24 protein-coding genes and 1 pseudogene are annotated in these 25,119 nt (G+C 67.0%); 10 read left to right on the plus strand and 15 right to left on the minus strand.

All coding sequences use genetic code 11. From position 1 onward, the window contains the following. Positions 1 to 58: 58 nt before the first annotated feature. A complete protein-coding gene (locus Q1W68_RS05565; RefSeq protein WP_300649145.1) occupies positions 59 to 556 on the minus strand; it encodes a hypothetical protein in 498 nt (165 codons plus the stop codon). Between the two features lie 273 nt (positions 557 to 829). Here Q1W68_RS05565 and Q1W68_RS05570 point away from each other — a divergent pair, with 273 nt between their 5' ends. The 4 genes from Q1W68_RS05570 (at position 830) to Q1W68_RS05585 (ending at position 7,403) form a co-directional block, all read left to right on the plus strand. Continuing rightward, a complete protein-coding gene (locus tag Q1W68_RS05570) occupies positions 830 to 3,106 on the plus strand; it encodes a choice-of-anchor O protein (RefSeq protein WP_300649147.1) in 2,277 nt (758 codons plus the stop codon). 51 nt (positions 3,107 to 3,157) lie between these two features. After that, the gene (locus tag Q1W68_RS05575) at positions 3,158 to 6,256 is read left to right on the plus strand and encodes a hypothetical protein (RefSeq protein ID WP_300715809.1); all 3,099 of its coding nucleotides are present in this window, start codon (positions 3,158 to 3,160) and stop codon (positions 6,254 to 6,256) included. A 100-nt stretch (positions 6,257 to 6,356) separates the two neighbouring features. Next, positions 6,357 to 6,812 (plus strand): JDVT-CTERM system glutamic-type intramembrane protease, encoded by a 456-nt coding sequence (gene mrtJ / locus Q1W68_RS05580; RefSeq protein ID WP_300649152.1) that lies wholly within the window; start codon positions 6,357 to 6,359, stop codon positions 6,810 to 6,812. A gap of 198 nt (positions 6,813 to 7,010) precedes the next feature. Then, the gene (locus tag Q1W68_RS05585; RefSeq protein ID WP_300649154.1) at positions 7,011 to 7,403 is read left to right on the plus strand and encodes a VOC family protein; all 393 of its coding nucleotides are present in this window, start codon (positions 7,011 to 7,013) and stop codon (positions 7,401 to 7,403) included. An 18-nt stretch (positions 7,404 to 7,421) separates the two neighbouring features. Here the strand turns inward: Q1W68_RS05585 and Q1W68_RS05590 are convergent, their stop codons facing one another. From Q1W68_RS05590 to Q1W68_RS05625, 8 genes are all read right to left on the minus strand, one after another. Then, complete coding sequence (locus Q1W68_RS05590) at positions 7,422 to 7,790, minus strand: bacteriocin (protein ID WP_300649155.1); 369 nt, start codon at positions 7,788 to 7,790, stop codon at positions 7,422 to 7,424. A 95-nt stretch (positions 7,791 to 7,885) separates the two neighbouring features. Next, positions 7,886 to 8,983, minus strand: a complete 1,098-nt coding sequence (locus Q1W68_RS05595; RefSeq protein ID WP_300658574.1) for an NAD(P)-dependent alcohol dehydrogenase — start codon at positions 8,981 to 8,983, stop codon at positions 7,886 to 7,888. Between the two features lie 37 nt (positions 8,984 to 9,020). Beyond that, positions 9,021 to 9,239: a YdcH family protein gene (locus Q1W68_RS05600; protein WP_159607699.1), complete on the minus strand. Its 219-nt coding sequence runs from the start codon at positions 9,237 to 9,239 to the stop codon at positions 9,021 to 9,023. A 371-nt stretch (positions 9,240 to 9,610) separates the two neighbouring features. Beyond that, on the minus strand, positions 9,611 to 9,799 hold the full coding sequence (locus tag Q1W68_RS05605) for a hypothetical protein (RefSeq protein ID WP_300655819.1): 189 nt from the start codon (positions 9,797 to 9,799) through the stop codon (positions 9,611 to 9,613). A 76-nt stretch (positions 9,800 to 9,875) separates the two neighbouring features. After that, a complete protein-coding gene (locus Q1W68_RS05610; protein WP_300655820.1) occupies positions 9,876 to 11,243 on the minus strand; it encodes an NAD-dependent succinate-semialdehyde dehydrogenase in 1,368 nt (455 codons plus the stop codon). A 33-nt stretch (positions 11,244 to 11,276) separates the two neighbouring features. Next, positions 11,277 to 11,960, minus strand: coding sequence for a type 1 glutamine amidotransferase domain-containing protein (locus Q1W68_RS05615; protein WP_300715814.1), 684 nt, complete (start codon positions 11,958 to 11,960; stop codon positions 11,277 to 11,279). A 171-nt stretch (positions 11,961 to 12,131) separates the two neighbouring features. Next, positions 12,132 to 12,272: a hypothetical protein gene (locus Q1W68_RS05620; RefSeq protein ID WP_300658572.1), complete on the minus strand. Its 141-nt coding sequence runs from the start codon at positions 12,270 to 12,272 to the stop codon at positions 12,132 to 12,134. Beyond that, a complete protein-coding gene (locus Q1W68_RS05625) occupies positions 12,269 to 13,531 on the minus strand; it encodes an amidohydrolase family protein (protein ID WP_300655826.1) in 1,263 nt (420 codons plus the stop codon). Before Q1W68_RS05625 ends, Q1W68_RS05620 begins: the two co-directional genes overlap by 4 nt. Before the next feature lie 171 nt (positions 13,532 to 13,702). On the opposite strand from Q1W68_RS05625, the gene ybaL reads away from it, so the two are divergent. The 3 genes and pseudogenes from ybaL to Q1W68_RS05640 all read left to right on the plus strand — a co-directional run bounded on the left by ybaL (position 13,703) and on the right by Q1W68_RS05640 (position 15,894). After that, positions 13,703 to 15,397 (plus strand): YbaL family putative K(+) efflux transporter, encoded by a 1,695-nt coding sequence (gene ybaL / locus Q1W68_RS05630; RefSeq protein WP_300715815.1) that lies wholly within the window; start codon positions 13,703 to 13,705, stop codon positions 15,395 to 15,397. A gap of 8 nt (positions 15,398 to 15,405) precedes the next feature. Next, a pseudogene (locus tag Q1W68_RS05635) lies at positions 15,406 to 15,627 on the plus strand (DUF1653 domain-containing protein); the annotation flags it as partial. Positions 15,628 to 15,684: 57 nt separating this feature from the next. Then, positions 15,685 to 15,894 carry an oxidoreductase-like domain-containing protein gene (locus tag Q1W68_RS05640; RefSeq protein WP_300655832.1) on the plus strand — a complete coding sequence of 70 codons (210 nt, stop codon included), beginning with the start codon at positions 15,685 to 15,687 and terminating at the stop codon, positions 15,892 to 15,894. Here the strand turns inward: Q1W68_RS05640 and Q1W68_RS05645 are convergent. Then, positions 15,854 to 16,948 (minus strand): PA0069 family radical SAM protein, encoded by a 1,095-nt coding sequence (locus Q1W68_RS05645; RefSeq protein WP_300715816.1) that lies wholly within the window; start codon positions 16,946 to 16,948, stop codon positions 15,854 to 15,856. The two genes, Q1W68_RS05640 and Q1W68_RS05645, sit on opposite strands and share 41 nt — an antisense overlap. A 70-nt stretch (positions 16,949 to 17,018) precedes the next feature. On the opposite strand from Q1W68_RS05645, the gene Q1W68_RS05650 reads away from it, so the two are divergent. The 3 genes from Q1W68_RS05650 (at position 17,019) to dctP (ending at position 19,974) form a co-directional block, all read left to right on the plus strand. Continuing rightward, positions 17,019 to 17,987, plus strand: coding sequence for an ABC transporter ATP-binding protein (locus tag Q1W68_RS05650; protein ID WP_300715817.1), 969 nt, complete (start codon positions 17,019 to 17,021; stop codon positions 17,985 to 17,987). A gap of 5 nt (positions 17,988 to 17,992) precedes the next feature. After that, on the plus strand, positions 17,993 to 18,754 hold the full coding sequence (locus Q1W68_RS05655) for an ABC transporter permease (protein WP_300658564.1): 762 nt from the start codon (positions 17,993 to 17,995) through the stop codon (positions 18,752 to 18,754). 137 nt (positions 18,755 to 18,891) lie between these two features. Then, on the plus strand, positions 18,892 to 19,974 hold the full coding sequence (dctP, locus tag Q1W68_RS05660; RefSeq protein WP_300715818.1) for a TRAP transporter substrate-binding protein DctP: 1,083 nt from the start codon (positions 18,892 to 18,894) through the stop codon (positions 19,972 to 19,974). A gap of 48 nt (positions 19,975 to 20,022) precedes the next feature. Here the strand turns inward: dctP and Q1W68_RS05665 are convergent, their stop codons facing one another. From Q1W68_RS05665 to Q1W68_RS05685, 5 genes are all read right to left on the minus strand, one after another. Beyond that, positions 20,023 to 20,526: a DUF2894 domain-containing protein gene (locus tag Q1W68_RS05665; RefSeq protein ID WP_300658560.1), complete on the minus strand. Its 504-nt coding sequence runs from the start codon at positions 20,524 to 20,526 to the stop codon at positions 20,023 to 20,025. After that, the gene (locus tag Q1W68_RS05670; RefSeq protein WP_300649771.1) at positions 20,519 to 21,181 is read right to left on the minus strand and encodes an OmpA family protein; all 663 of its coding nucleotides are present in this window, start codon (positions 21,179 to 21,181) and stop codon (positions 20,519 to 20,521) included. Before Q1W68_RS05670 ends, Q1W68_RS05665 begins: the two co-directional genes overlap by 8 nt. After that, the gene (locus Q1W68_RS05675) at positions 21,181 to 23,223 is read right to left on the minus strand and encodes a DUF802 domain-containing protein (protein ID WP_300649769.1); all 2,043 of its coding nucleotides are present in this window, start codon (positions 23,221 to 23,223) and stop codon (positions 21,181 to 21,183) included. Before Q1W68_RS05675 ends, Q1W68_RS05670 begins: the two co-directional genes overlap by 1 nt. Next, positions 23,220 to 23,888: a DUF3348 family protein gene (locus tag Q1W68_RS05680; protein ID WP_300715819.1), complete on the minus strand. Its 669-nt coding sequence runs from the start codon at positions 23,886 to 23,888 to the stop codon at positions 23,220 to 23,222. Before Q1W68_RS05680 ends, Q1W68_RS05675 begins: the two co-directional genes overlap by 4 nt. A 193-nt stretch (positions 23,889 to 24,081) precedes the next feature. Further along, positions 24,082 to 24,717, minus strand: coding sequence for a L,D-transpeptidase (locus Q1W68_RS05685; protein WP_300660486.1), 636 nt, complete (start codon positions 24,715 to 24,717; stop codon positions 24,082 to 24,084). Positions 24,718 to 25,119: the final 402 nt, after the last annotated feature.

The raw sequence follows: 25,119 nt of genomic DNA on the forward strand, positions 1-25,119 counted from the left end.
GTTCGTCGCGATGGCCGCTCGAACCAGCGCACCACACGGCTGCGGGTGCCAACATCGGTCAGCGCGTTTTGAGCTCGTCCCGCAGCCTCAGGTGCAGCTCCTCTTGAGCCTTCAACTGGTCACGGGTTTTCATCTCGGCCTGCTCCTGCAGCTTCAACTGGTCCAGCGACTGCAGATGAAGCTGTTCCTGGGTCTGCAACTGATCACGGTCGCGGGTCTGGTCCTGGGTCTTGAGCTGGTCGCGGGTCTGCGTGAGCAGACGGTCTTGCGTTTTGAGCTGATCGCGCGTGGCGCTGAGCAGGCGGTCCTGGGTCTTGAGCTGATCCCTGGTGCGCAACAGCCACTGTTCCTGGGTCTTGAGCTGTGCCTGCGTGTGAAGCCGGTCCTGCTGTGCCGCCATGGCGCCAGAACCAGCCCCAGGGCCAGCCCCGGGGCCGGTACCTCCCGCACCGCCGCCACCCCCTGCGCCACCGCCGCCGCCGGCAGGCCAGGCGGGTGCCGCCAGAGAAACGGCGAGGGCGAATGCAACAAAAAACACAGGCAAGGGCTTGTTCATGGGGTGTCCTCAGAGATTGAAGTTGGGTGCTTGTGCCGGTTCGGGTCTGGTGACGCGTGTCGTGCAAACCTCGACCTGCAGTGTTCGCCCGCCGAGCCCGCGGAGCATTGAGCGCACGCAAGGCAAGGCTTCGCCAGACCCGAATCGGTGTGTTGCCCAGGCGATCTCGGGCCACAACCTGCGGATCGCTTGAGCCTGCTCAATCGCACCCGCACCGCCCCTCTGGAAACTGAATCACAAGCTTCTTACAGCCGTTTACACAGGAGGGCGAGCATGGCTTTCAGATTCAGAGGCGTCGGGGTGTTGGGTGCCTGCGTGGTCACAGGCGTGGTGCTGGCCGCCACACTCATCACGATCCAGCCGCCTTTCGCGCTCAGCGAAGGCAGTTCGGGCGACAAACCCAAGGTCCAGCGCGCCAGCGACGGCACGCTGGTCGTCGTCTATGGCGACAACCCGGTGGGTGCGGGCACGGTCTACGACGTGAAGGCCCGGACCGAGCGCCTGGCGCGCGACGTGTTCGTGAAAACCTGCAAGCCCGGCGCCACGAAGTCCTGCGACAAGCTGGCCGACTGGTCGCCACCGATCAACCTCTCCAGCTCGGCTCTGCAGCTGAGCACCGGGGTGTTCGACTGGCGCGGCACCCTGGGCGAGCCCGCCAGTTACCCGGGCGACATTGACAAGGCCAACATCAAGACCAGCGGCCCGGTCATGGTGGTCACCTGGGTCAGCAAACACTGCCCCGACGGCGATCTGGCCACCGCCGACCTGCAGCCCCCGGTGCAGCGCGGTGTGCGCTACCTGGAGCGGGATGGCGGCCGTGTCGTGCCGTTTTCCTGCATGTGGGTGGCGTGGTCCACCAACAGCGGCGCCAGCTGGAAACCCGCCGTGCAGCTGAGCACCGGCGTGCGCGACGCCATCCAGGACGCGAGCAATGGCGGCTTCAACAGCGAAACCCGCAAAGGGCAGATCAACATCTCCTGGCAGGAAGACCCGGTCGGCCTGAAGCTGGGCGAGGCCGACGGCCCGGGCGATGGCGCATCCGGCGCCAACGTGTCGATGGGCACCGACATCTGGTACACGTGGGCCACGGTGGATTTGAGCGACAACGCCGCCTCACCACCGGTCACCAGCAACGACTTCGTGCTCGCCCCGCCGGCGCGCCTGACCGACAACCACCTGTTCGACGGCATCGACGTGACCACCGACACCAACGCGGTGTTGGAGGGCAACGCCACCGAGGTAAGCCCGACCACCATCGAGTCGGGCGACGCGGGCGCATCGCGCGCCAACATCGGCATGGTGGGCAACCAGGCGCTGGTGGCGTATGAGGAGACCAAGGCCGCCGCCGGCGCGTCCAGCGGCAAGTTCATCCGGTACCACAGCTTCACCTTCAACAAGCCCACGCCGGTGGCGGGTGACGCGACGTCGAACGACCCCCGGGGTTGCGTGATTTCCGATCCGCTGCGCAACGCGCGCCGCGTGCGCTTCCTCACCCAGAGCCCGGCCGATGCGGGCGCTGGCGGGGTGCAGCTCGCGGTGTTCTGGAAAGAAGGGCTGGCCGACAAGGGCGGCGCCTCCGACATCGTGCTGCGCCAGGCCATCGGTCCCGACGCCACCACCGTGTCGGTCAAGCCCGTGCACCTGCAGCCGGTGGTGGACACCGCGTGTGCCACCTCGGCCTACGCCGAGGCCGCGGCGCTCACCAGCGCGCGGGCCACCAACATCAGCAGCCGCAGCGCGGTGGCCACCGCCGCCGACAACGGGCTGGTCGACGACACCGAGCGCAACAACACCGAGAACGCGCTGGCCCACCGTGGTGTGCTGCGCGGACGCGATCTGTGGCTGGGCTACTCCTACACCCGCGATCTGGCGCTGCTCGACGCGCAGCAGGACAACTACAACTTCTGGATCCGCCAGTTCAACGTGGACACAGGCGCCTGGAGCCTGCCGTCCAACGTGACACGCATCACCGACACGCGCATCAATGTGCGCGAGCCGCGCATCTTCGGCACACCCAAGAGCAACCCCGGCGCCTGCCCCAGCGGCCAGCCCGACGATCCGCTCACCACCGACAAGACCCAGTGCCAGAACACCGACGTGGTGTTCCTCGCCTGGGGCACGCAGGAGAACGTGCCGCTGAGCGACCCCGACGGCGGCGACGACCTCGGCGTCTACATCACGCAGAGCAGCGACGCTGGCCGCCACTTTGCCACCCCGGTGCGCTATTCCACCGCCCAGGGTTCGCTGTTCCAGGACGACGAATCGGCCTTCGAGGCACAGATCGTCACCCGCCCCGACGGCACGCGCTTCTTCGGCGTGTGGAACCAGGCCGATGCCGCCAGCGGCAAGACCGTGGCCGAGTACGCCAGCGGTGACGTCGCCACCGTGCCCGACCCGGCACCACCGGCACCGGTGGACGAAGGCGGTGGCTGCACCGCCGCCACCGGCCAGCGTCCTCTGGATCCTGCGCTGCCGGTGCTGGCCTGTTTCGCCCTGATCGGTCTCGCTCTGCGGCGCGTGCGCGCCCGGCGGGCCGCACCGGGACGTTGAGACGGTTCCCGATCTTTTTCCCCCGATTTTTTCCACCTCAAAGGAATTCTCATGACCTTCCGACCTCTTCAATCGTTGGTGCGGCGTCCGCTGTGGACCGCCGGCCTGACGGCGGTGTGCGCCGCCGCAGCGGTGGCCACCGGCTGCGGCGGTGGTGGTGGCGGTGGTGCTGCCGACAGCGCCGCCGTCACACCCACCACCATCATCGAAGCCAACATCGACACCTTGGCCACGCAGGTGGGCGGCGGTACGCAGGACGTGGAGCTCTACAACGACGGCACGGCCGACTGGACGCTCTACACCATGGCCAACCGTTTCGCGGCCACGCCCATCGGCATGAGCAAGGGCGCGGTGACCGAGATCGCCATGCCGGGCGCCATCCAGCACATCACCGTGGTCAAGGGGTATGGCGGTCAGAACTACGCCTTGCTCTCCATGGGCAGCAAAGGCATCGGCGTGGTGAACATCACCAACCCGGCGGCCATGGTCCACGTGCGCACCATGAGCGTGAGTTACCTGCCGCCCGAGTACACCTACTCCGACGGCGGCGGCACCATCTTCACCGAGGCCGCAGCGGCCGCACCGCTCGCAGACGGGCCAGTGACCGACCTGCTGGTGGACGACCGGGGAACACCCGAAACCACCGACGACGAACTGTTCGTGGCCAACGGCGCCTTCGGCATCCAGAGCACGAAGCTCTCCCACCTGCTCGGCGCAGCTGCAGACGGCGTGCTCACCATCGACGGTGCGCAGGCCTGGACGATGAAGTACGCCGGTGAGAACCCCTGGGGTGGGCCGATGAGCCTCCAGCAGCATGGCGGTCGTCTGTACGCCGCGCTGGGATTCCTCGGTGTGGGCATCTACGACCCGACCACCCTCGCTCGACAGGGCGCCTACAACCTCTACACCGACTGCGCCAACAGCCAGCAGGAGGACTGGTTCGGCTTCCCCCACCGCAAACCCGCCTGCAACACCGCCTTGCTGGCCAGCCCGGCCTACAAGGACGCCGACGGCATGCCCACCTATGAGCAGGCCGCCGCCGAGCTGGGTGACAAGAACAGCCTGGGTGCCTACCCGTGGGCCGAGTTCGACCGCTACGGCAAGTACTACTACAACGCCCGCAGCCTGGACCTGGTGGACCTGCCCGGCGGCAAGACCATGGCCTACGTGGCGTACTCGCTCGGCGGCCTGGTGGCCGTGGACGTGACCACGGCGGGGGCTCCGGTCTACGCCGGCTACGTGCCCGCCGCACCGGCCCATGGTCCCGACGAACCACCGGTCAATGTGGACAAGAAAGGCATCTTGTCGCACTTCGGCTCCGGCATGCTCAAGGAAGCCGGCGTGATGAACGTGCGCGTGGTACCCGATCCCGACGACGGCACGAAATTCCACGCCTACTACACCGACCACTTCGCCGGACTGGTGGTGGTCAAGGGCGCGGAAGCACCGGGCGCGCAGTGGCGCAACGGCAGCTACAACAACGACACCGACCCCCGGGTCTTCTGGCCCGATTACGAGTTCGTGAAGTCTTACGACATGACACCGGTGCCCGTGGGGGACGAATCGATGCCGAAGTTCCTCACGGCGGTGAACGGCAACTACACCGCGCCGGTGATGCTGGTCACCGGTGAGATCAACGGCCACGGCGGATCGCTCTTCATGGTCGCTGGCAACACGAAGGCCAGCGGGCAGGTGGACGTGGTCGAGTCGTCGGGCGCCGGTGGTGTGAGCTTCGTCGACATCATCGACCTCCAGGGCGCCGGGGTGGCGGTGGCCAACCGTTTCGCGGTGCCGGTGAACCTGGTCAGCACCAACGAGGTGGGCGCGGCCGAGGACGGCTCGGCCAGCCAGCCCATCGCCATCGGCCACGCCGAAGGTGTGACGGTGTCGGGCAACCACCTCTACCTGGGCGACGGCCCGCACGGCATGAGCGTCTGGCGCATCGCCGATGGCCTCAACCCCATCGACGACCTTCATCTGGTGGCCAACACGCTGCAGAGCGAGTACCCCACCGGCGACACCGTGCTGCCCACGCCGCACGCGTTCAAGGTGGCTTTCGGTGCCGACCCGACACAGGCCTATGTGATGAGCCAGAGCCTGGGCATGCGCCGCGTCAACGTCTCGGCCGTCACCAGCGGCGCCGCGCAGGTGGGATCGCCCGCTTTGCTCAACGCCAAGGGCGGCATCTTCGAGCACAACACCGAGGCCGGCAACGTGGGCGCGGTGAAGATCACCGGACAGGACCACGCGTATGGCGTGACCTTCCGGGGCAAGTACGCGATCGTGGCCGACGGCGACAACGGCCTGAGCGTGTACGACACCACCGCCGACCCGGGCACCGGCACCCACGTGGCCGCCAACATCGGCGACTCCGAAGGCACCAGCGGCAAGCCACCACTGGGTCGCGCGGCCACCGTCAAGCTCTGGACGAACAGTGCCACCCAGCGCACCTATGCGGTGGTGGCAGCGGGCTCCTACGGCGTCTCGGTGGTCGACATGACGGACTTCTTCGCCACCGGACTGGCGTCGGATCTCAACGTGGCCGAGCATCTGATCAAGACCTTCGAGCCGCTCAAGGCCGACGACGACAACGCCTTCGGCTCGGCCGACGGCAAGAGCGTGGACGTGCACGTGGTCGGTGACATGGCCTACTTCAGCTACGACAGCTTCGGCCTGGTGGCCTACCGCATGGCCGACCTGATCCGCCCCGCCACGTTGGAGCGCCCGGCGGTGGTGCCGGCGGGCCAGGCGCCCGACGCCTGCCTGGCCGTGACCGACGTGACCAAGCTCAGCGCCAAGCAGGGCGGTGTGGCCGAATGCCGTCCCGCAGCGGCCGGCTACTTCAAGCTGCAGAAGCTCGCCGGGTATGAAAGCGTGGACGGCGGTGCGCTCTACATGACGCCCCAGCTCTTCCCCGCCAACCAGCTGCTGAGCAACGGCGCCGGCTCGGTCTACACACTGACCACGCCCCGCCTGTTGTTCTACGTGGCCTACGGCGACGCGGGTGTGGTCAAACTGGACTGGAGCAACGTGACCGCGCCCTCCCTGATGGCCATCAAGGGTGTGGTCGGCGGAGCCGGCGCCACCGCCATCCACAACGGCCGCGTTTATGTGGCGGCGGGAGCGGGTGGCCTCAGCGTGTTCAAGTAACCCGGTCATCTTGTGTTCGGGCTGCTCTCTGTCCCTGGGAGCATCCCCTTGCAGGACACCGCCCGTATTCGGGTGGTGTCCTTTTTTGCTTCAATCTCCGATGCCAGTGCACCGTCTGAACCGTCCTGACCCCCACCTGGTGCTGGCCCTGATGGCGGCCGTGCCCGTGTGGGTCGGGCTCCTGATGTGGGCCGGCCCGTGGATGCGTGTCCCGCAAGGCGTGTGGTCCTGGTGCTCGCTGCTGCTGGTGCAGCCCTGTCTGGAAGAGTGGGTGTTTCGCGGCCTGCTGCAGGGCGAGGCACTTCGGCTGACCACCTGGCGTGGAAGGCCTGCGCGGCTGGGACCGGTCACCTGGGCCAACGCGCTGGTCACGCTGGCTTTTGTCGCGCTGCACCTTCTGACCACGCCGGTGGCCTGGGCCCTGGCCGTGGCGGCGCCCTCGCTGGTGCTGGGCCATCTGCGTGAGCGGTTCAACAGCGTGTGGCCGGCTGTGTGGGTTCACGCCATTTACAACATGGGCTTCGGCGTGACCGCCTGGCTCCACCGCGCTGTCTGAGGTCCGCACCTGGCGGACCGCAGCGTTGGTGGACACCGGATCGTGGTCTGTCGGCAGGCGTGGACTTCGCTGACCCGGCTGACCCGGCTGGCCCGCAAACGACTGGGCCAACCGGCCGCTTTCGGCCTTGCAACCCACTCAACTCCTCAACGAGCGCTACCATCCACCGGCATTTTTGTTCACCACAAGGAAAAAACAATGTTCAGTCATGTGATGGTGGGGTCCAACGACCTGGAGCGCTCGAAGATTTTCTACACCGCGGTGCTCGGCACACTCGGCGTGGGTGCGCCGGTGGAAAACACAGCGGGTTCGGGCCACAAGCGGCTCTTCTTCCGCCACGAAGGCACGTCGTTCTGCGTGAGCGAACCCATCAACGGGGAAGCGGCGTGCCCTGCCAACGGCGGCACCGTCGGCTTCAAGTGCGCGTCGCCCGAGCAGTTGCAGGCGTTTCACGACACGGCCGTGGCGCACGGCGGCGTGTCGATTGAAGACGCACCCGGCCCGCGCGGCGGCCCATCGGGCAGCATGCACCTGGCCTACGTGCGCGACCCGGACGGCAACAAGCTCTGCGCGCTGTACCGCGTGCCTTGAGGGCTTTCGGCCGAGCCCTCAGGGCTTGACGGGCGCCTTCTTCGCCGTCGTCGTTGTGTCGGCGGCGTCCGGCGCATCCTCGCTCACCAGCGGGCCAGCGGCCACGCCGCCGAGGGCGCCGGCAACCGCACCCACGGTGCCCGCCACCACCGCGCCCACCGGGCCGGCCACCAGGGTGCCGATGGCTGCACCCGCCGCCGCACCCACGATGACGCCCCCACCGGCCAGCACGGAATGGGCCTCGCGTTCGGCTTCGTCGGGGTTCAGCGGCGACTGCGCCGCGGCCTCCGGGTCTTGCGAGGGAATGCCGTGGCCGGGGCGGGCCTGCGCGGCGAGGTCTTTGTCGACCGGCTCGGTTTTTGAGGAAGGCGTGTGGGTTGGGCTCATGGGTGTTCCCCTGTGAAGTGGACGGTGTGGGTCCATGCTCACCGCCCGGCGCAGCGCGGTCTGTGCATCAACGTACACAGGGGTGCCGTGCCGCCTCAGGGCTTGATCGCGACCTTCAATACGCCGTCGCGCTGGTTCGCAAACAGCTCATAGGCCGCCACGATGTCGTCGAGCTTGAACTGGTGCGTGACCATCAGGCCCAGGTCGATGCGGCCCGAGGCCACCACGTTCATCAAGCGGCGCATGCGCTCCTTGCCGCCGGGGCACAGCGCGGTGACGATGCGGTGGTCGCCCAGACCGGCGGCGAAGGCGCCCAGGGGAATGGTGAGGTCGCTCGAATAGACACCCAGGCTGGAGAGCGTGCCGCCGGGTTTGAGCACCCTCAAGGCCGACTCGAACGTGGTCTGCGTGCCCAGCGCTTCAATGGACGAATCCACGCCGCGCCCGCCGGTGATCTTCATGATCTCGTCGACCACGTCGCAGTGCTTGAAATTGAGCGTGAGGTCGGCGCCCATCTTTTTGGCGATGCCCAGGCGGTGGTCGTTGCCGTCCACCGCGATGATGGTGGAGGCGCCGAGCAGCCGCGCGCCGGCCGTGGCGCACAGGCCGATGGGCCCTTGCGCAAACACCACCACCGTGTCGCCGATGCGGATGTTCGCGTTCTCCGCGCCCTTGAAGCCGGTGGACATGATGTCGGGGCACATCAGCACCTGCTCGTCGGTCAGGCCGTCGGGAATGGGCGCGAGGTTGGCCTGGGCGTCGGGCACCAGCACGTACTCGGCCTGGGTGCCGTCGATCAGGTTGCCGAAGCGCCAGCCCGCCGTGGCCTTGAAGCCGTGGCAGCCGCACAGGCCCTGGGGAATGAGGTAACTGCCGTCCTGCGAGGGTGCGCCGTCTTGCGCAGCGTACGAATTGAAGTTGGGGCAGATGGCCCCGGCGATCACGCGCTGGCCTTCGGTGTAGCCCTGCACGGCGCTGCCGAGTTTTTCGATCACGCCCACCGGCTCGTGGCCGATGGTCAGGCCCTGGGCCACCGGGTACTCACCCTTGAGGATGTGCACGTCGGTGCCGCAGATGGTGGTGGTGGTGATCCGGATCAGCGCGTCGTTGGGACCCACGTCGGGGATGGGCTTGTCCACCACCTCGATGCGGTTCTTCTCCACGAACACAGCGGCTTTCATCATGGTGGCCATGGGGTACTCCTGATGCGGTTGAACCAGCGCGGCGGGGTCAGGCGGCGCTGGCTTTCTTGAGGATGGTGTAGAGCTCGTCCTTGAGCTGCAGCTTCTCGCGTTTGAGGGTTTCGATCTCGACGTTGGTCGCGATCTCCAGGCCGTCTTCCATGTTCTTGATCTTCTGGTCGAGCGCGTTGTGCTGGTCGAACAGGCGCGTGAAGTGGTGGTCGTTGCCCTTGAGGCTGGTGATGAGTTCTCGGTACTCTGGAAACATGGGTGTTCCTTTCAGTGAGCGCCGCGGGAATCGCGGCGTGGGAAGGTGTCCTGGCTGGGTTTCAGTGTGGACCTGGGCGGGCCCATCGCTGTTGACGCAGGTCAAGCAGAACGCGAACCCCCAGCTTGGCCGCGATGCGCCGGCGCATCTGTGCGCCAGCGCCCAGACCACCCCGTCTCAAGGCATCAGGATGTTCGTGGATGCCACCCGAACGGAGACCCATGCTCGACGCACGCCCGCTGCACCACCGCCCCCTGAAGGCCAGCGATCACTTCGCCCGCGGCGTGACGAAACTCCTGCGCTTCATCGCCCAGCGCTAATGGAAGCTCAAGGACGGCTCGACCCTGAATGAGGCCCGTGGTGAGGCTCGCTCAACCCGCGAGGTTGCGAAACAGATAGCGACCGAGCGCGACCCAGAAATCACCGCCCGAGTGTTGTTGCCACACCAGTGAAAGATCGACAAAGGCCTTGTGGAAGATCATCGCAAGGAGCCCCATGAGGCAGATGATGGCGACGATCTGCAGCCCGGTCTTGAAGCGTTCGTCTTGGCGGTTGTGCATCGCCCGGATTATGGCGATGCACCCCGAACGGCCTTCAGAAGCGGACACCCACCGAGACTTTGACCGGTTGCACCGTTCAAGCCACCCGGATCAACTTCTTGTTGACGAACTCCTGAATGCCCGCGCTGGAGAGTTCGCGCCCATAGCCCGAGTTCTTCACACCGCCGAACGGCAGGTCCGGCATCGAGACGGCGGCCGAGTTGATGAACACCATGCCGGTGTCGATTTGTCGGGCCACGCGTTTGCCGCGTTCAAGATCCTGCGTGAACACCGACCCGCCGAGACCAAACGGCGAGTCGTTGGCCAGCGCCACGGCCGCGGCTTCGTCGGGCACCCGGAAAAAGAGCGCCACCGGACCAAAGAACTCCTGCTTGTACGTCGGGTTGGCCGCCTCGATGTCCGTGAGGATGGTCGGCTGCATGAAGGCGCCGCGCTGTCCTTCGATGCGCTGGCCGCCCATCACGATGCGTGCGCCGTGGGCCACAGCCTCGTCCACCTGGCCCAGCAGCGTCTCCAGCGCCTGCACCGATGACAGCGGGGCCAGCGTGGTCTGGCGGTCCATCGGGTCGCCCGCCTCGAAGCCCTGCAGGGCGGTCTGGAACTTTTCAAGAAAACGATCGGCCAAGGCTTCCACCACGATGAAACGCTTGGATGCCGTGCAGGCTTGTCCGCTGTTGCCCATGCGGCCGCTCACCGCGTGTTTGACCGCACTGTCCAGGTCGGCGTCGTCGAGCACGATGAACGCGTCGCTGCCGCCGAGCTCCAGCGTGGACTTCTTCAGGTTCTTGCCCGCGCGCTGGGCGACGACGGCTCCAGCACCCTCACTGCCGGTCAGGGCGACGGCCCGGATGCGGTCATCGTCGATGACCTGGGCGACCTGGTCCTTGGAGATGAACAGGTTGGTGTACGCACCCACCGGTGCACCCGCTTCTTCGAGCAGGCGCTCGAAGGCCAGTGCGCACTGCGGCACGTTGGACGCGTGCTTGACCATCACCACGTTGCCCGCCATCAGGTTGGGGGCCGCGAAACGCGCGATCTGGTAGTACGGATAGTTCCACGGTTCCACGCCGAAGAGCACGCCGATCGGACTGCTCTCGACCACGGCGTCGCCCTTGGCGGCGAGCTTCTCGGGCGCCAGGAAGGACTCCGCGTGCTCGGCGTAGTAGTCGAGAATGGCCGCGCTCAGCTTCACCTCGCCCTCGCTCTGGGCGATCAGCTTGCCCATTTCGATCGTGATGAGTTCGGCGAACGCCTGCGTCCGCTCGCGCATGAGGGCGGCGGCGCGGGACAGCACCGCCTTGCGTTCGGCAAAGCTCTTGTGACGCCACACCTGTTCGAAACAGGCCTGCGCTGCGGTCAGCTTGCTCTCCAGCTCGGCGTCGTCGATGTCGCCGTAGGACTTGAGGATTTCACCGTTGTAGGGGTTGGTGCTTTGATAGGCCATGGGTGCTCCGGTGATGGGATTCGGGTGGTCGATTCAAGCGGCCTGCAGTTGCGCCAGCACGGCGCGCGCGGCGGCGGCGGACGAGGCGGGGTTTTGTCCGGTGATCAGGTGGCCATCGGTGACCACAAAAGATTGCCAGTCGTCACCTTTGTGGTACAGACCGCCGTTGGCTTCCAGCATGTCCTGCACCAGGAAGGGCACCACCTGGGTCAGCTGCACGGCCTCTTCTTCGGTGTTGGTGAAGCCGGTGACCTTCTTGCCCTTGACCAGCGGCGCGCCGTCGGCCGACTTGGTGTGGCGAAACACGCCCGGCGCGTGGCAGACCGCCGAGACCGGTTTGCCGGCAGCGAACATGGTCTCGATCAACCGGATGGAGTGTGTGTCTTCTGCCAGGTCCCACAGCGGGCCATGACCACCCGGATAGAACACCGCGTCGAATCCTTCGCCCGACACTTCGGCCAACCGGGTGGTGTGCGCCAGCGCATCGATGGCCGCCGGGTCCTTCTTGAACCGGCGTGTGTCGTCGGTCTGGGCGTCTTCAGCGTCGCTGGTGGGGTCCAGTGGTGGCTGTCCGCCTTGGGGGGAAGCGAGCACGATCTCGGCGCCCGCGTCCTTGAAGACGTAATAAGGCGCCGCAAACTCTTCCAGCCAGAAGCCGGTCTTTTTGCCCGTGTCGCCGAGTTGGTCGTGGGAGGTCAGGATCATCAGAATCTTCATGGGGTTTGCCTGGTGTTGCACGTCAGCGCCTGAAGCGCCGTGCGGTGGAATGGGGAAACGCATGGCGCACGCAAAGCCAGAGGCTGCGCGGCATGCAGCGGTGCGGGAGAACGCCGCGCACCACCAACAGGTTGCCGTCCGAAGTCGGTTGCTGTCTGTTCGTCAGCGCACTCAGTCCAGCGGCCGGGGCAGCTCGCGGGCCCTGGCGATCGCCGGATCTTTGCACGCGTGCATGGCCAGGCCGCTCCACATCGCCGAGGCCTGCAGGCGCTCCAGGCGCGCGCCCAGCGCGCGTGGGCCGAACGCGGTCAAGCCAGCGCTCCGGTGCGGCCGGGCAGGCTCAGGTGCGGCACCGGCGGCGCCGTCTCCGACAGCAGGAGGCCCTTGCGCCACACCTTCAGCCGCGTGGCGCGCAGGCGGATGGCCTCGATCGGGTCGCGCGCCTGCAGCAGCACGAAGCTGGCGTCACACCCAGGCGCAATGCCAAAGCCGCTCAACCCCATCACCTTCGCGGCGTTCGTGGTCACCGCCTCGAAGCATTGGCGCATGCCGGCCTGGCTGGTCATCTGCGCCACGTGCAGGCCCATGTGGGCCACCTCCAGCATGTCGCCGCTGCCCAGCGGGTACCAGGGGTCCATCACACAGTCGTGGCCAAAGGCCACCGTGACGCCAGCAGCCATGAGCTCGGGCACGCGGGTCATGCCGCGACGCTTGGGGTAGGTGTCGTGCCGGCCCTGCAGCGTGATGTTGATCAGCGGGTTGGCCACCGCGCTCACGCCCGACTCGGCGATCAGCGGGATCAGCTTGGACACAAAGTAGTTGTCCATGCTGTGCATCGAAGTGAGGTGCGAGCCGTTCACGCGGCCCTGCAGGCCCAGGCGGTGGGTTTCGAAGGCCAGCGTCTCGATGTGGCGCGAGAGCGGGTCGTCACTCTCGTCGCAGTGCATGTCCACCGGCAGGCCGCGTTCGGCGGCCAGTTCACACAGCAGCTTCACGCTGGCGGTGCCCTCTGCGTACGTGCGCTCGAAGTGCGGAATGCCGCCCACCACGTCCACACCCAGGTCGAGTGCGCGCCTCACGTTGTCCAGCCCGCCCGGGGTTCGCAGGACGCCGTCTTGTGGGAACGCGACCAGCTGCAGGTCAAGGTAAGGCGCCATGCGCCGTTTGGCCTCCAGCATGGCGCGCACCGGCAGCAGGCTGGCGTCGCTGGTGTCCACGTGGCTGCGGATGGCGAGCAGGCCCTTGGCCACGGCCCAATCGCCGTAGGCGAGCGCGCGCTCCACCAGGGCTTCTTCGGTCAGCAGCGGCTTGAGCTGGCCCCACACCGCAATGCCTTCGAGCAGCGTGCCGCTCTGGTTCACGCGCGGCAGCCCGTGGCTCAGCGTGGCGTCCATGTGGAAATGCGGGTCGCAAAAGGGTGGCGTGAGCAACTGGCCCTGCGCGTCAACGGTTTCATGCGCGGGCACCGTCAGGCCTGCGGACACCTCGGTGATGCGCCCGCCCTGCACCGCCACGCCCATGTCGGTGCGGCCATCGGGCAGGGTGGCGTGGGTGATCAGCAGGTCGAGCATGGGTGGTCACTCCGGGTGCGTGCGTCGCGAGGGTTTGAGGATAAGCGGCACGCCGGGATTCGGCAGGTGCTCGACCCTTCATCGCACCAGTGCCCTCCATAATCGGACGCAACACCGGTCGCCACCGGCGCAAGCACCGCCCACCACCCCGTCCACAGAAAGGCCCCGCCGATGCCGCACGACGTCAGCCTGATCGCCACGGTTGCGGCAGGGTTCGGCCTGGCGATGGTCTTCGGGTACCTCGCGGTGCGCCTGCGCATGCCGCCCTTGGTCGGTTATCTGCTGGCGGGCATCGTCATCAGCCCGGCCACACCCGGCTTCGTGGCCGACGTGGGTCTGGCGGGCCAGCTCGCCGAGATCGGCGTGATGCTGCTGATGTTCGGCGTGGGTCTGCACTTCTCGATCAACGACCTCATGGCGGTGCGCCGCATCGCCGTGCCGGGCGCGATCGTGCAGATTGCGGTGGCCACCTTGCTGGGCATGGCCGTCTCGCATTTCTGGGGCTGGAGCCTCGCGGGTTCGCTGGTGTTTGGCCTGTGCCTGTCGGTGGCCAGCACCGTGGTGCTGCTGCGCGCACTGGAGGCCAAGGGCCTGCTCAAGTCCATCAACGGCCAGATCGCGGTGGGCTGGCTGGTGGTGGAAGACCTGGTGATGGTGATGGTGCTGGTGCTGCTGCCGGCACTGGCCGGTGTGATCGGACCGGCCGAGGGGGCGGCCGCCGCCGAAGGCAGCGACATCTGGCGGGCGGTGGGCATCACGCTGGCCAAGGTCACCGCCTTCATCGTGCTCATGCTGGTGGTGGGGCGGCGGTTGTTGCCCAAGGCGCTGTGGTGGGTGGCGCGCACCGGCTCGCAGGAGCTGTTCACGCTGAGCGTGGTGGCGGTGGCGGTGGGCGTGGCGTTCGGCGCGGGCAAACTGTTCGATGTGTCGTTCGCATTGGGCGCCTTCTTCGCCGGCATGATGATGCGCGAGTCCGAGTTTGCCCACCGCGCGGCCGACGAATCCTTGCCGCTGCGCGACGCCTTCGCCGTGCTGTTCTTCGTGTCGGTGGGCATGCTGTTCGACCCCGCCGTGGTGTGGAACGAGCCGCTCAAGCTGCTGGCGGTGGTGGCCATCATCATGCTGGGCAAGACGGTGGCGGCGGTGGCGCTGGTGCTGCTCTTCAGCTACCCGCTGAACACCGCACTCACCGTGGGCGTGAGCCTGGCGCAGATCGGCGAGTTCTCCTTCATCCTCGCGGGCCTGGGCGTGGCGCTGAACCTGATGCCGGTGGAGGGCCAGAGCCTGGTGCTGGCGGGTGCGCTCATTTCCATTGCGGCCAACGCCGCGCTGTTCTCGGCGGTGGAGCCCATGCAGGCCTGGATACGCGAGCGCTCGGCCTACGCGCGCCAGCTCGAAGCGCGAGACGACCCACTGGCCGAGCTGCCGGCCTCCACCCACGCCTCCCTGCTGGCCAAACAGGTCGTGCTGGTGGGCCATGGCCGCGTGGGCGAGCGCATCGCGCAGTCCTTGCGCGAACAAGGCATTCCCTTCGTGGTGGCCGATGAAAACCGCGAAGTGGTGGATGCGCTGCGCAAGGACGGCATCGCAGCGGTGAGCGGTGATGCGTCCACGCCCGAGGTCTTGATCCAGGCGCACATCGCCCGCGCAGCCGTGCTCGTCATCACCATCCCCGACACCATGAGCGTGCGCAAGATGGTGGAGATCGCGCGCACGCTCAACCCCGGGATCGACGTGATCCTGCGCACCCACAACGAAGAAGAAGCCGAGCTGCTCAAGAGCGAAAGCCTGGGCACCGTGTTCCTGGGCGATACAGAACTCGCGCGCGGCATGGCGGCCCATGTGCTGCTGCAGTTCAAGCGCTGACACCCGCGATGACCAACCACGACCTGCCCCCGCTGAACCCCACCCCGCCCGGCCTCTACCGCCACTACAAGGGCGGCTGGTACGAAGTGCTGGACACCGTGCGCTGCAGCGAAACCCTGCAGGGCATGACGCTGTACCGCGCGCTCTACGGTGGCTGGGGCCAGTGGGTGCGGCCGGCGGCCATGTTCGGCGAAACCGGCGAGTTCGAAGGCCGCACGCAACCCCGTTTTGTGCTTCACGACCCGGCCGGTGTGCCACTGGGCGACCTGCCCACGGCACAAGCCCTTGTGGCCCACCTGCGTGGCCTCGCGCAGCGCCAGGGGGTGGTGCTCGATGCCGCGCTGCGCCCACCGCCGCCCGAACCCACCACGTGCTGCGGACGTGGCTGCAATGGCTGCGTGTGGGAAGGCTTTTACGAGGCCCTGCACCACTGGCGCACGGACGCGCTGGACCTGCTCAGAACAGCGACTGCTGCCCCCGCAGACCCGCCGGCCTGAAGAGGCCGGTGTTCAGCGGCTCGCGTTCGCGCGCATAGCCGAGGCGGTCGCAGGTCTTTTCAAACCGCTGGCGCAGCAGGTCGGCCCACACGCCGCTGCCCTTCATGCGCTGCGCAAAATCGGCGTTGTAGTCGCGCCCGCCGCGCATCTCCTGCACACGGGCCATCACGCGCGCGGCGCGGTCCGGGTGGTGCAGTTCCAGCCACTGGCGGAACATGGGGCTCAACTCGTGCGGCAGGCGCAGCACGGTGTAGAAGGCGCGCCGTGCGCCGGCCTCGAACGCGGCCTCCAGCACCTGCTCCATGTCGTCGTTGATGAACGGAATCTGCGGCGCCACGCTCACGCCCACCGGGATGCCGGCCTCGGCCAGCGTGCGGATGGTTCTCAGGCGGCGGTGCGGCGCGGCGGCGCGCGGCTCCAGCCGGCGGGTGAGTTTCGCGTCGAGCGAGGTGATGGTCACGTACACCGCCGCCAGGCCCTGCGCGGCCATCGGCGCGAGCAGGTCGATGTCGCGCTCCACGCCGCTGCCCTTGGTGACGATGGCCAGCGGGTGGCGCGTGTCGCCCAGCACCTGCAGCACGCCGCGCATGAGGCGCAGTTCGCGCTCGACGGGCTGGTAGGCGTCGGTCACGGTGCCGATGGCGAGCAGTTCGGGCACGTGGCGCGGGCTGGCCAGTTCGCGTTGCAGCACTTGTGCGATGTTGCGTTTGGCGATCAGCTTCGTTTCAAAGTCGATGCCCGGCGAGAGGTTGAGGTAGCTGTGGCTGGGCCGCGCGTAACAGTACACACAGCCGTGTTCGCAGCCCCGGTACGGGTTGAGGCCGAGGCGAAAGCCGATGTCGGGCGAGTCGTTGTGGGTGATGGCGCTTTTGGCGTCTTCAAAGCTCACCTCGGTGGCCGGCGGCGGCGCTTCGTCACGCGCCTGCACCGCATCGTCGAACGCGCCCCATCCATCGTCAAACGCTTCCCGGGCGTCGCGCTCGAAGCGGTGCGGCTGGTGCTGGGCCAGACCGCGGCCCTTGATGGCCTGCAGCGGAATGTGGACAGTGGACATGGTTCAAACACTGTACACAGATACAGCCTAGAATCCAGCCTCTTTTTCATCCACCCTCCGTGGAGATCCCATGTCCCCATCCCCCGCCACCGCCGACCGCGCGGCCATCGTCTCCGTGCGCGGCGTCAGCAAAACCTACGCAAGCGGTTTCCAGGCGCTCAAGCGCGTGGACCTCGACATCCGCCGCGGTGAAATCTTTGCCCTGCTCGGCCCCAACGGCGCCGGCAAGACCACGCTGATCAGCGTCATCTGCGGCATGGTCAACGCCACCGAGGGCACGGTGCTGGCCGATGGTCATGACACCGTGCGCGACTACCGCGCTGCACGAGCCGCCATCGGCCTGGTCCCACAAGAGTTGCACACCGATTCGTTTGAAACCGTGTGGGCCACGGTGAGCTTCAGCCGCGGCCTCTTCGGCAAGGCGCCCGACCCGGCCTACATCGAGAAGATCCTCAAGGACCTATCGCTCTGGGACAAGAAGGACAGCAAGATCATGGCGCTCTCGGGCGGCATGAAGCGCCGCGTGCTGATCGCCAAGGCGCTCTCGCACGAGCCCAAGATCCTGTTCCTGGACGAGCCCAGCGCCGGCGTGGACGTGGAACTGCGCCACGACATGTGGCGCATGGTGCGGGCGCTGCGCGAGGCGGGCACCACCATCATCCTCACCACGCACTACATCGAAGAAGCCGAAGACATGGCCGACCGCATCGGCGTGATCGCCAAGGGCGAGCTGATCCTGGTGGAAGACAAACACGTGCTCATGCGCAAGCTGGGCAAGAAGCAGCTCACGCTCACGCTGCAGCAGACCATCGAGACGGTTCCCCATGCGCTCGCAACGTGGGCACTCGAGATCACCGAGGGCGGTCACGCCATCACCTACACCTTCGACGCGCAGAAAGAAGACACCGGCATCGCCGAGCTGCTGCGCGCGCTGGCCGACAACAACATCCATTTCAAGGACCTGCGCTCCAGCGAGAGTTCACTGGAGGACATCTTTGTCAGCCTGGTCCATGAGAAGAAAGAAGAGGCCCGAGCATGATGGGGTTGAACATTCACGCGGTCAGGGCCATTTACCAGTTCGAAATGAACCGCGCCCTGCGCACCTGGGCACAAAGCATCATCGCGCCGGTGCTCAGCACCTCGCTGTACTTCATCGTCTTCGGCTCGGCCATCGGCTCGCGCATGGGCGACATCGACGGCGTGAGCTACGGCGCCTACATCATCCCCGGCCTGCTCATGCTCTCGCTGCTGAGCGAAAGCATTTCCAACGCGGCCTTCGGCATCTACATGCCCAAATGGTCGGGCACCATCTACGAGCTGCTCAGCGCACCGGTGAACTGGGTCGAGGTGCTGCTGGGCTATGTGGGCGCGGCGGCCACCAAGAGCCTCACGCTGGGCCTGTTGATCCTGCTGACGGCGCGCGTGTTCGTGCCGTATGAGGTGGCGCACCCGGTGTGGATGGTGGGCTTCCTCATCCTCACCGCCATCACCTTCTGCCTGTTCGGTTTCATCATCGGCCTGTGGGCCGACAGCTTCCAGAAACTGCAGGTGATTCCGCTGCTCATCATCACCCCGCTCACCTTCCTGGGCGGTGCGTTCTACAGCATCAACATGCTGCCGCCGGTGTGGCAGACGGTGTCGCTGTTCAACCCGGTGGTCTACCTCATCAGCGGCCTGCGCTGGGCCTTCTATGGCGCGGCCGACGTGCACATTGCGGTGAGCACCGGCATGACGCTGGCCTTCATGTTCACCTGCCTGGGCGTGGTGTGGTGGGTGTTCAAGACCGGCCACCGCATCCGGCGCTGAGGACAGCTGCACACCGGTGTCGCGCCGGGTACCGGCTGAGGCCACCGCCATTTCAGGAAATGGCACACTTGACACCCCCCAAGGGCATGGGAGTTCCGTGCCTGTTCACCGCCATCTTCCCTCTGGAGACAAGTTCAATGGATCGTCGTTCACTGATCAAGAACGCTGGCATCGCCGGCGTGTTGACCACCGGTATCGCCCCCGCTGTGCACGCACAGGCCGCCGTGCGCTGGCGCCTGGCCAGCAGCTTCCCCAAGTCGCTGCCCACCATCTTCGGTTCCGCCGAAAAGTTCTCCGAAACCGTCAAGGCCCTCTCGGGCGGCAAGTTCGAAGTTTCCGTGCACGCCGCGGGCGACATCGTCCCCGCCTTCGGTGTGGTTGACGCCATCCAGGACAACACCATCGAAATGGCGCAAACCGCGCCCTACTACTTCACCGGCAAAGACCCCATCTTCGCGTTCGGCTGCGCTGTGCCCTTTGGCCTGACCGCGCGCCACATGGACGCCTGGATGGAACACGGCAACGGCCGCAAGCTGATGGACGAGTTCTACGGCAAGTTCAACATGGTCTCGATGAGCTCCGGCAACACCGGCACCCAGATGGGTGGCTGGTACCGCAAGGAAATCAAGAGCGTGGCCGACCTCAAGGGCCTGAAGATGCGCCTGGGTGGCGGCCTGTTCGGCGAGACCATGGCCAAGCTGGGCGTGGTGGCGCAAAACATGCCCGCTGGCGAGGTGTACCAGGCGCTGGAAAAAGGCACGCTGGACGCCACCGAGTTTGTCGGCCCGGCCGACGACGAGCGCCTGGGCTTCAACAAAGTGGCTCCGTTCTACTACTACCCCGGCTGGTGGGAAGGTGGCGCCGAGCTGGAGTTCTTCATCAACAAGAAAGCGTTTGACGCGCTGTCGCCCGAGAACAAGGCCATCGTGCGCGCCGCCGGTGCCGTGGCCGCGCGCGACATGACCGCCAAGTACGACGCCCTGAACCCGGTGGCGCTCAAGCGCCTGGTGGGCAGCGGCACCAAGCTCAAGCCTTTCACCAAGGACGTGATGGACGCCGGCTTCAAGGCCGCCATGGAAGTGTTCGCCACGCACGAAGCGAAGTCGCCCGAGTTCAAGAAGATCCACCAGGACATGCGCGCTTTCCAGCGCGACCAGATCCTGTGGAGCCGCTTCTCCGAGTGGCGCTACGACAGCTTCATCACCACCGCCAAGATCTGAGCCGGTGGCAGCGGCCCGGGCGGAACCTTCCACCCGGATCGCTGACCCTCAGCGTTTCACACGGCCCGCCTTGGCGGGCTTTGTTTTGCCTGGCGGTTCCTTGAGCCGACCGTGCGCCTGCTCGAGCCACAGCAGCGTATCGGCGTGCGTCATGAAACGCCGAAGGTAATCGGGCGAGAGGTCGCGCATGATGCCCAGGGTTCGCAGCACCAGCCGGTGCGAGTTGAGCGGACCCGCGTTCTCCGGACCACGCTGCACGGCTTCGGTCACGTCGTCTTCAGCGCAGATGCGCGACCAGGTCTCCTGGAAGCGCATTGCGCTCCTGAGGTCAGGGCCGGCCTGCGTGGCGGCGGCGAGGCTCTGATTGAGCCGCGCCAGTGGCGACACGGTTTTTTTCACATCGACGACGGGCGCAGCGGATGCAGCGGCTTCCGCCCGCCCGGCCATGGCGCGTTGCAGACGGTTCTGCAACACGCGCTGCACGGCCTCGGGCGCGGTCAGCATGCGCCGGCGCAAGGCCTGTGCGTAATGGTCATGCACCGGGTCACTCACGCGGGGTCGCTTTCACGGCGTTGGCCGCCTTGGGCACAGGCGCCATCTCCACCCGTCGGTTGAGCGCGCGACCCTTCTCATCGGTGTTGGATGCCACGGGTTGTTCGGCGCCGAAGGCCGCGCTGAACACGCGCTGCGGCGGCATTCCTTCTTCGATCAGCGCGCGGGTCACGGTGAGCGCGCGCTGCGCCGAGAGTTCGAGGTTGTCCGCAAAGCGCTGGTTGTTGGCCTGCACCGGGCGGTCGTCGGTGAAACCGCTGACCATCAGCATCTCGTCGCGCTCGCCCAGGTACACCTGCAGCGGCGGCACCAGGCTCTTGAGCACCTGGCGACCTTCAGGGCGCAGTTCATCGGAGTTCAACGGAAACAGCACGCTGCCGCTGATGCCGATGCGGCCGTTGTTCAGCGTCACACGCCCGCTCTGCAGCGGAATGGCCAGCGCCTTTTCCAGCGCCATGCGGCGGGCCTCTTCCTGCTGCCGTTTCTGCACCTCCGACTGCAGGCTCGCCACCAGGTCCATCTGCACCACCAGCACGCCCATGAGGATGAGCACAAAGGCGCCCACCAGACCGGCCATGAGGTCGCCGAACACGGCCCAGACCGGTGCGGTCTGATCGTCCGCAACATCGTCGAGGGTGTCGTCCAGCCCGGTCATCACGCGGTGCTCTCCACCGGGCGCATCTGGTCACTGCGCAGGCGCCGCAGGTCTTCGACGATGCCCTGCTGCGAGCTGATGCTCAGGTCGATCACCTCGCGCGCCTGGGCCACGTAATACGCCAGCTGCTCGTCGCTGCGCTGCATCGACTGGCCCACCGCCGCTTCGATGCGCTGCAGGCTGTCGATGAGTTTTTCGTTGGTGGCGGCGAAGAGCTGCACGCCGTGGCCAAAGGCCTCGCCCAGCGCGGCCAGCTCGATGGCGCTGCCGCTGACCTGCGCGGCCACGTCGTCGGCGCGGTGGGCCTGAGCGCCCACCGTCTCCGCGAACTGGCGGCCCACCTGGTCGAGCACGCTGCTGGCGGATGTGACCAGCGATTCGATGGCCGCGCGCTGCTCGCCGGTGGCTTGCTGCACCGTCTGCAGCAGGCTGCCGATGTTGTTCATGAGGGCCGTGCGCTCTTGCAGTGCCAGGTTGTCGCGTTCGCCGAGCTGCGTGGTTTCGCGCTTGAGCTGCGCGATCACCTCGGCCGCGGCCTTGGGCGCCTCCGACGCGGCCTCCATCAGGCGCGCCATCGGCGCTTCGATCGCAGTGCCCAGCGCGCTCAGGTGGGTGCTCACCTGGGCATTGAGCGAGACCTGCAGCTCGGCCAGGCGCTGCACAGCCGCCTCGCCGCGCGTGGCTTCCTCGCTGCGCAAAGCGGCCAGCTCGTCGCGCCAGCGCGTGGCGGTCTGCGCCAGCGTCTGGCCCACGGCCTGCTGCTGCGCCAGGGTCTGCGCGCCGAGTTGTTGCCACTCGGTTTGCACGGTGGTGGCCAGGGCCTGCAGGGACTGGGTCCAGGCGGTCTGGCGCGCTTGTTCGGCGGCGGTCTGCTCGGCGTGCGCGCGCGCAGCGGTGTCCTGCACGCGGACGATCAGGTCCGACGAGCGCTGCTCGAAGCTGCTGTTGAAGACTGCGAGCGAGCGCTCCAGACCCGCGACCTGCTCCTCCCCGCTGCGCGCGTGCTGCTGCAAGGCGCTGGTCCAGCCCGCCAGCGCGTCGCTGGCCGTGGCACCGAAGCGGCTGGCGAGTTCACCGAGCTGCGTTTGCACCGCCTGCCCCACGCGCTCGTGCAGGAGCGTGGACTCGGCCGCGATGGCGGTCATGGCGTTCTCCACCACCGGTTGCAGCGTCTCGCCCGCCAGGCGCGCGCTGGCCGAGAGGCTCTCGTCCAACGACCGCGCCACCGACTGGCCGAGCGCCCGGTAGGCCGCGTTCGCCTCGCGGTGAAACGCCTCCTGACGCGCCAGCAACTGATCGTCCAGCTGCTGACCGCGCCGCTCCATCTGCTCCATCAGGGCCTGCAGCTGGGTCACCACCGCTGGCAGGGCACCGGCCTGCTGCTGCAATGCCTTGAAGGTCTCATTGCGCTGATGCGCGAGCGAAAACGGACGGAACACGGTGGCGACTTGCGCGTCGAGTTCGCGCACCACCCGCAGGCGCTCGCGCCGGCTGATGGCCGACATGAGGCCCAGCATGGCCGAGGTGGCCACGCCCACCACCGAGGTGCCAAACGCCAGCCCCAGGCCCTTGATGGGTTCGGCCAACGCGGAGCGGATGGCCTGCAGATCGGCCGTGCCCTCCAGCGTGAACACGGCGCCACGGAAAGTGACGACCAGGCCCAGGAAGGTGCCGAGCATGCCCAGCATCACCAGCAGGCCGATCAGGTACGGCGTGAGCGCCAGGCCGGGCAAGGCGCTGCGCTCCCCTTCGATGCGGGAGCGAACGGGGCCTTGCAGCGCGGGGGGCAGGCGGGCGATCCAATCACCCAACTGTTCCAGTGGTTGCGGCACCTCGGCCACTGCCTGCGCCAGCGCAGCGGTGTGCGCGGAGAAGCGCCGTATCTCCTGTGCGCCCACGAGGTAGGTGGCGCCGATGGCCAGCGTCATGGCCAGTGCGATGGCACTGGTGCCGACGAAGCCCCGGCCGACCCAGACCACGGCGATGACGCCGAGGACAAAGGCGCCGAGGACGAAGAGGCGGTTCGCGGAGTTCGAATTCATGGATGTTGTGTCACTTCCTGGCTCAGGGCCTCGACCATGCCGACCACGGGCTGCAGCCGCAGGTCGAGCTCGGCCAGCAGCGTTTGCTGGAGCTCGTGTTCAAACAGCGGCTGCCAGCCGCCGGGGTGGGATTGGCGCAGATGCGCAAAGCGCGCCTTGAGAAAGCCGGGCAACGTGGCCAGCAGCCGCTGTTCGCACCCGCCCAGCATGGGCTCGAGCACGGCGTCCAGCGCGGCGAGCTGGGCCAGCCGCGCTGAAGTCAACGACAAGGTCTTGCGCACATGGTCGCGCAGCGCTTCGATGCTCATGTCCATGCGGCGCTGTTGTTCCAGGCAGCGCTGGTGGTGCGGTGCAAAGCCGGCGTCGTGGTCGTCGGTGCCCTCATCGCCCGGCGCCAGCGGTGGGCGGGTGATGGCCTGGCTCAGCGTGGCGCGCACGCGCTGCAGCTCGGCCTGCACCTTGCAGGCGCTCGCCGGCACCGTCGGGCGCCGGGCACGTGCCACGGCGGGCAGGGCCTGGTGGAGCGAACTCAGCGCGATGGCATCGGCCACGTTGAACCACTGGCCCAGGCGCTCGGCCAGGTCCTGGCGTGGCAGGTCCGTCGGCGCGGGCTGCCAGCCAGCGATCTGGCGCACCAGGGCTGAGCGGTTGAAGTTGCTGCGCAAAAAAGCATTCCTTGGCGCCCCACAGGCGCAAACGGCATCAAGAACAGGGTGGGTTGCCGACTTGTCGGGGCGTGCACGCCCGTCAGCGGTGACCAGGCGGGAAGACCCGTGGCCAAGGCGACATTAGAAACGATCCGGCGGGCCGACTTGTAACCGCCGGCCGGGCCCTGCCCTAGGCAGCCAGAGAATTCACTCAGGCGTTGCTGGGGGCCAATGGTTCGTCCGCCGCCCCGTCGGCTTCAGGCATCACGTAAATGACAGCGCGGCTGCGACCCAGCACAGGCGATACGACAGCTTCATAGAACGCCACCGGCACCACCACGCAGCCGGCCGATACGCGGCGCGCTTGCGGACCTACCGAGGCCAGGCGCGTCGCGCGGTGCTGCTGCGACGTTCCCGGGCGCAATCGGTGGATGGCCAGCGCGCTGTCGTAGTCGATCCAGACCACGGATTCGCCCGCGAGGTTGCGGCCAGGCTGGGAGACGAATCGGCCTGCCGAGGTCACCCGGTCGCCCTTTCGCAGTTGTCCGCTCTGGGTACGTGCCCCTACGCCCGGCACGGCCCGGTCGCCATGGTCTGCCCCCAGCAGCACCGGCGTGGAGCCGACGAGCTGGCCGTCGCCCAGGAAGACCGTGAGCACAGCAGCCTTTTTGTCGACGACAGCGAAAGGCAGGCCTCCGTGGTCTGCCGCGGCAATCACCTGTCGGGCCAACGCCAACGCAGCGACACCTGGCATGTGGGGTGATGGCGTGGCGCCTGCTGGCAGGGCCGGCCCGCCGAGGAGGGCGACGAACAGCGCGAACGTGAGGCCAGGAATCGAGAACCGCATGTTGCAAAGCCACCGCATTTGAACGCGTAAAGGCTTGCACCTCCCGCGACTGCCACGAGTGACGACCCCGAAAGACCGCCGTGTGGGCAGATGCTATTGGCCCTGCGGGATGGCAAGGCGCGAAAAAGCAGGCGAAAGGCAGTGCGATTGCTCCAAAGTGCTTGCGACGGGCCCTCCGGCATGAATCCTCTACCGTTCATCTCGACAGTCAGGCCGCAATCGGTGCCTGACTTTGACCAACCGGCTTCCACGATTCTTCGGAGGCCCAAATGCTTGAGCGGATCAACTCACCAACCGCTCAAAATGCTGTCGGACTTGGGGTACGCTTGGCTGGCTTTCCGCTTTCGGCGGCGGATTCAACTGGTCGATGCAACACACTGAGAACTGCATGAGCAGATGGAG

The sequence above is a fragment of the Hydrogenophaga sp. genome, from assembly GCF_030158645.1.
Classification (GTDB): domain Bacteria; phylum Pseudomonadota; class Gammaproteobacteria; order Burkholderiales; family Burkholderiaceae_C; genus Hydrogenophaga.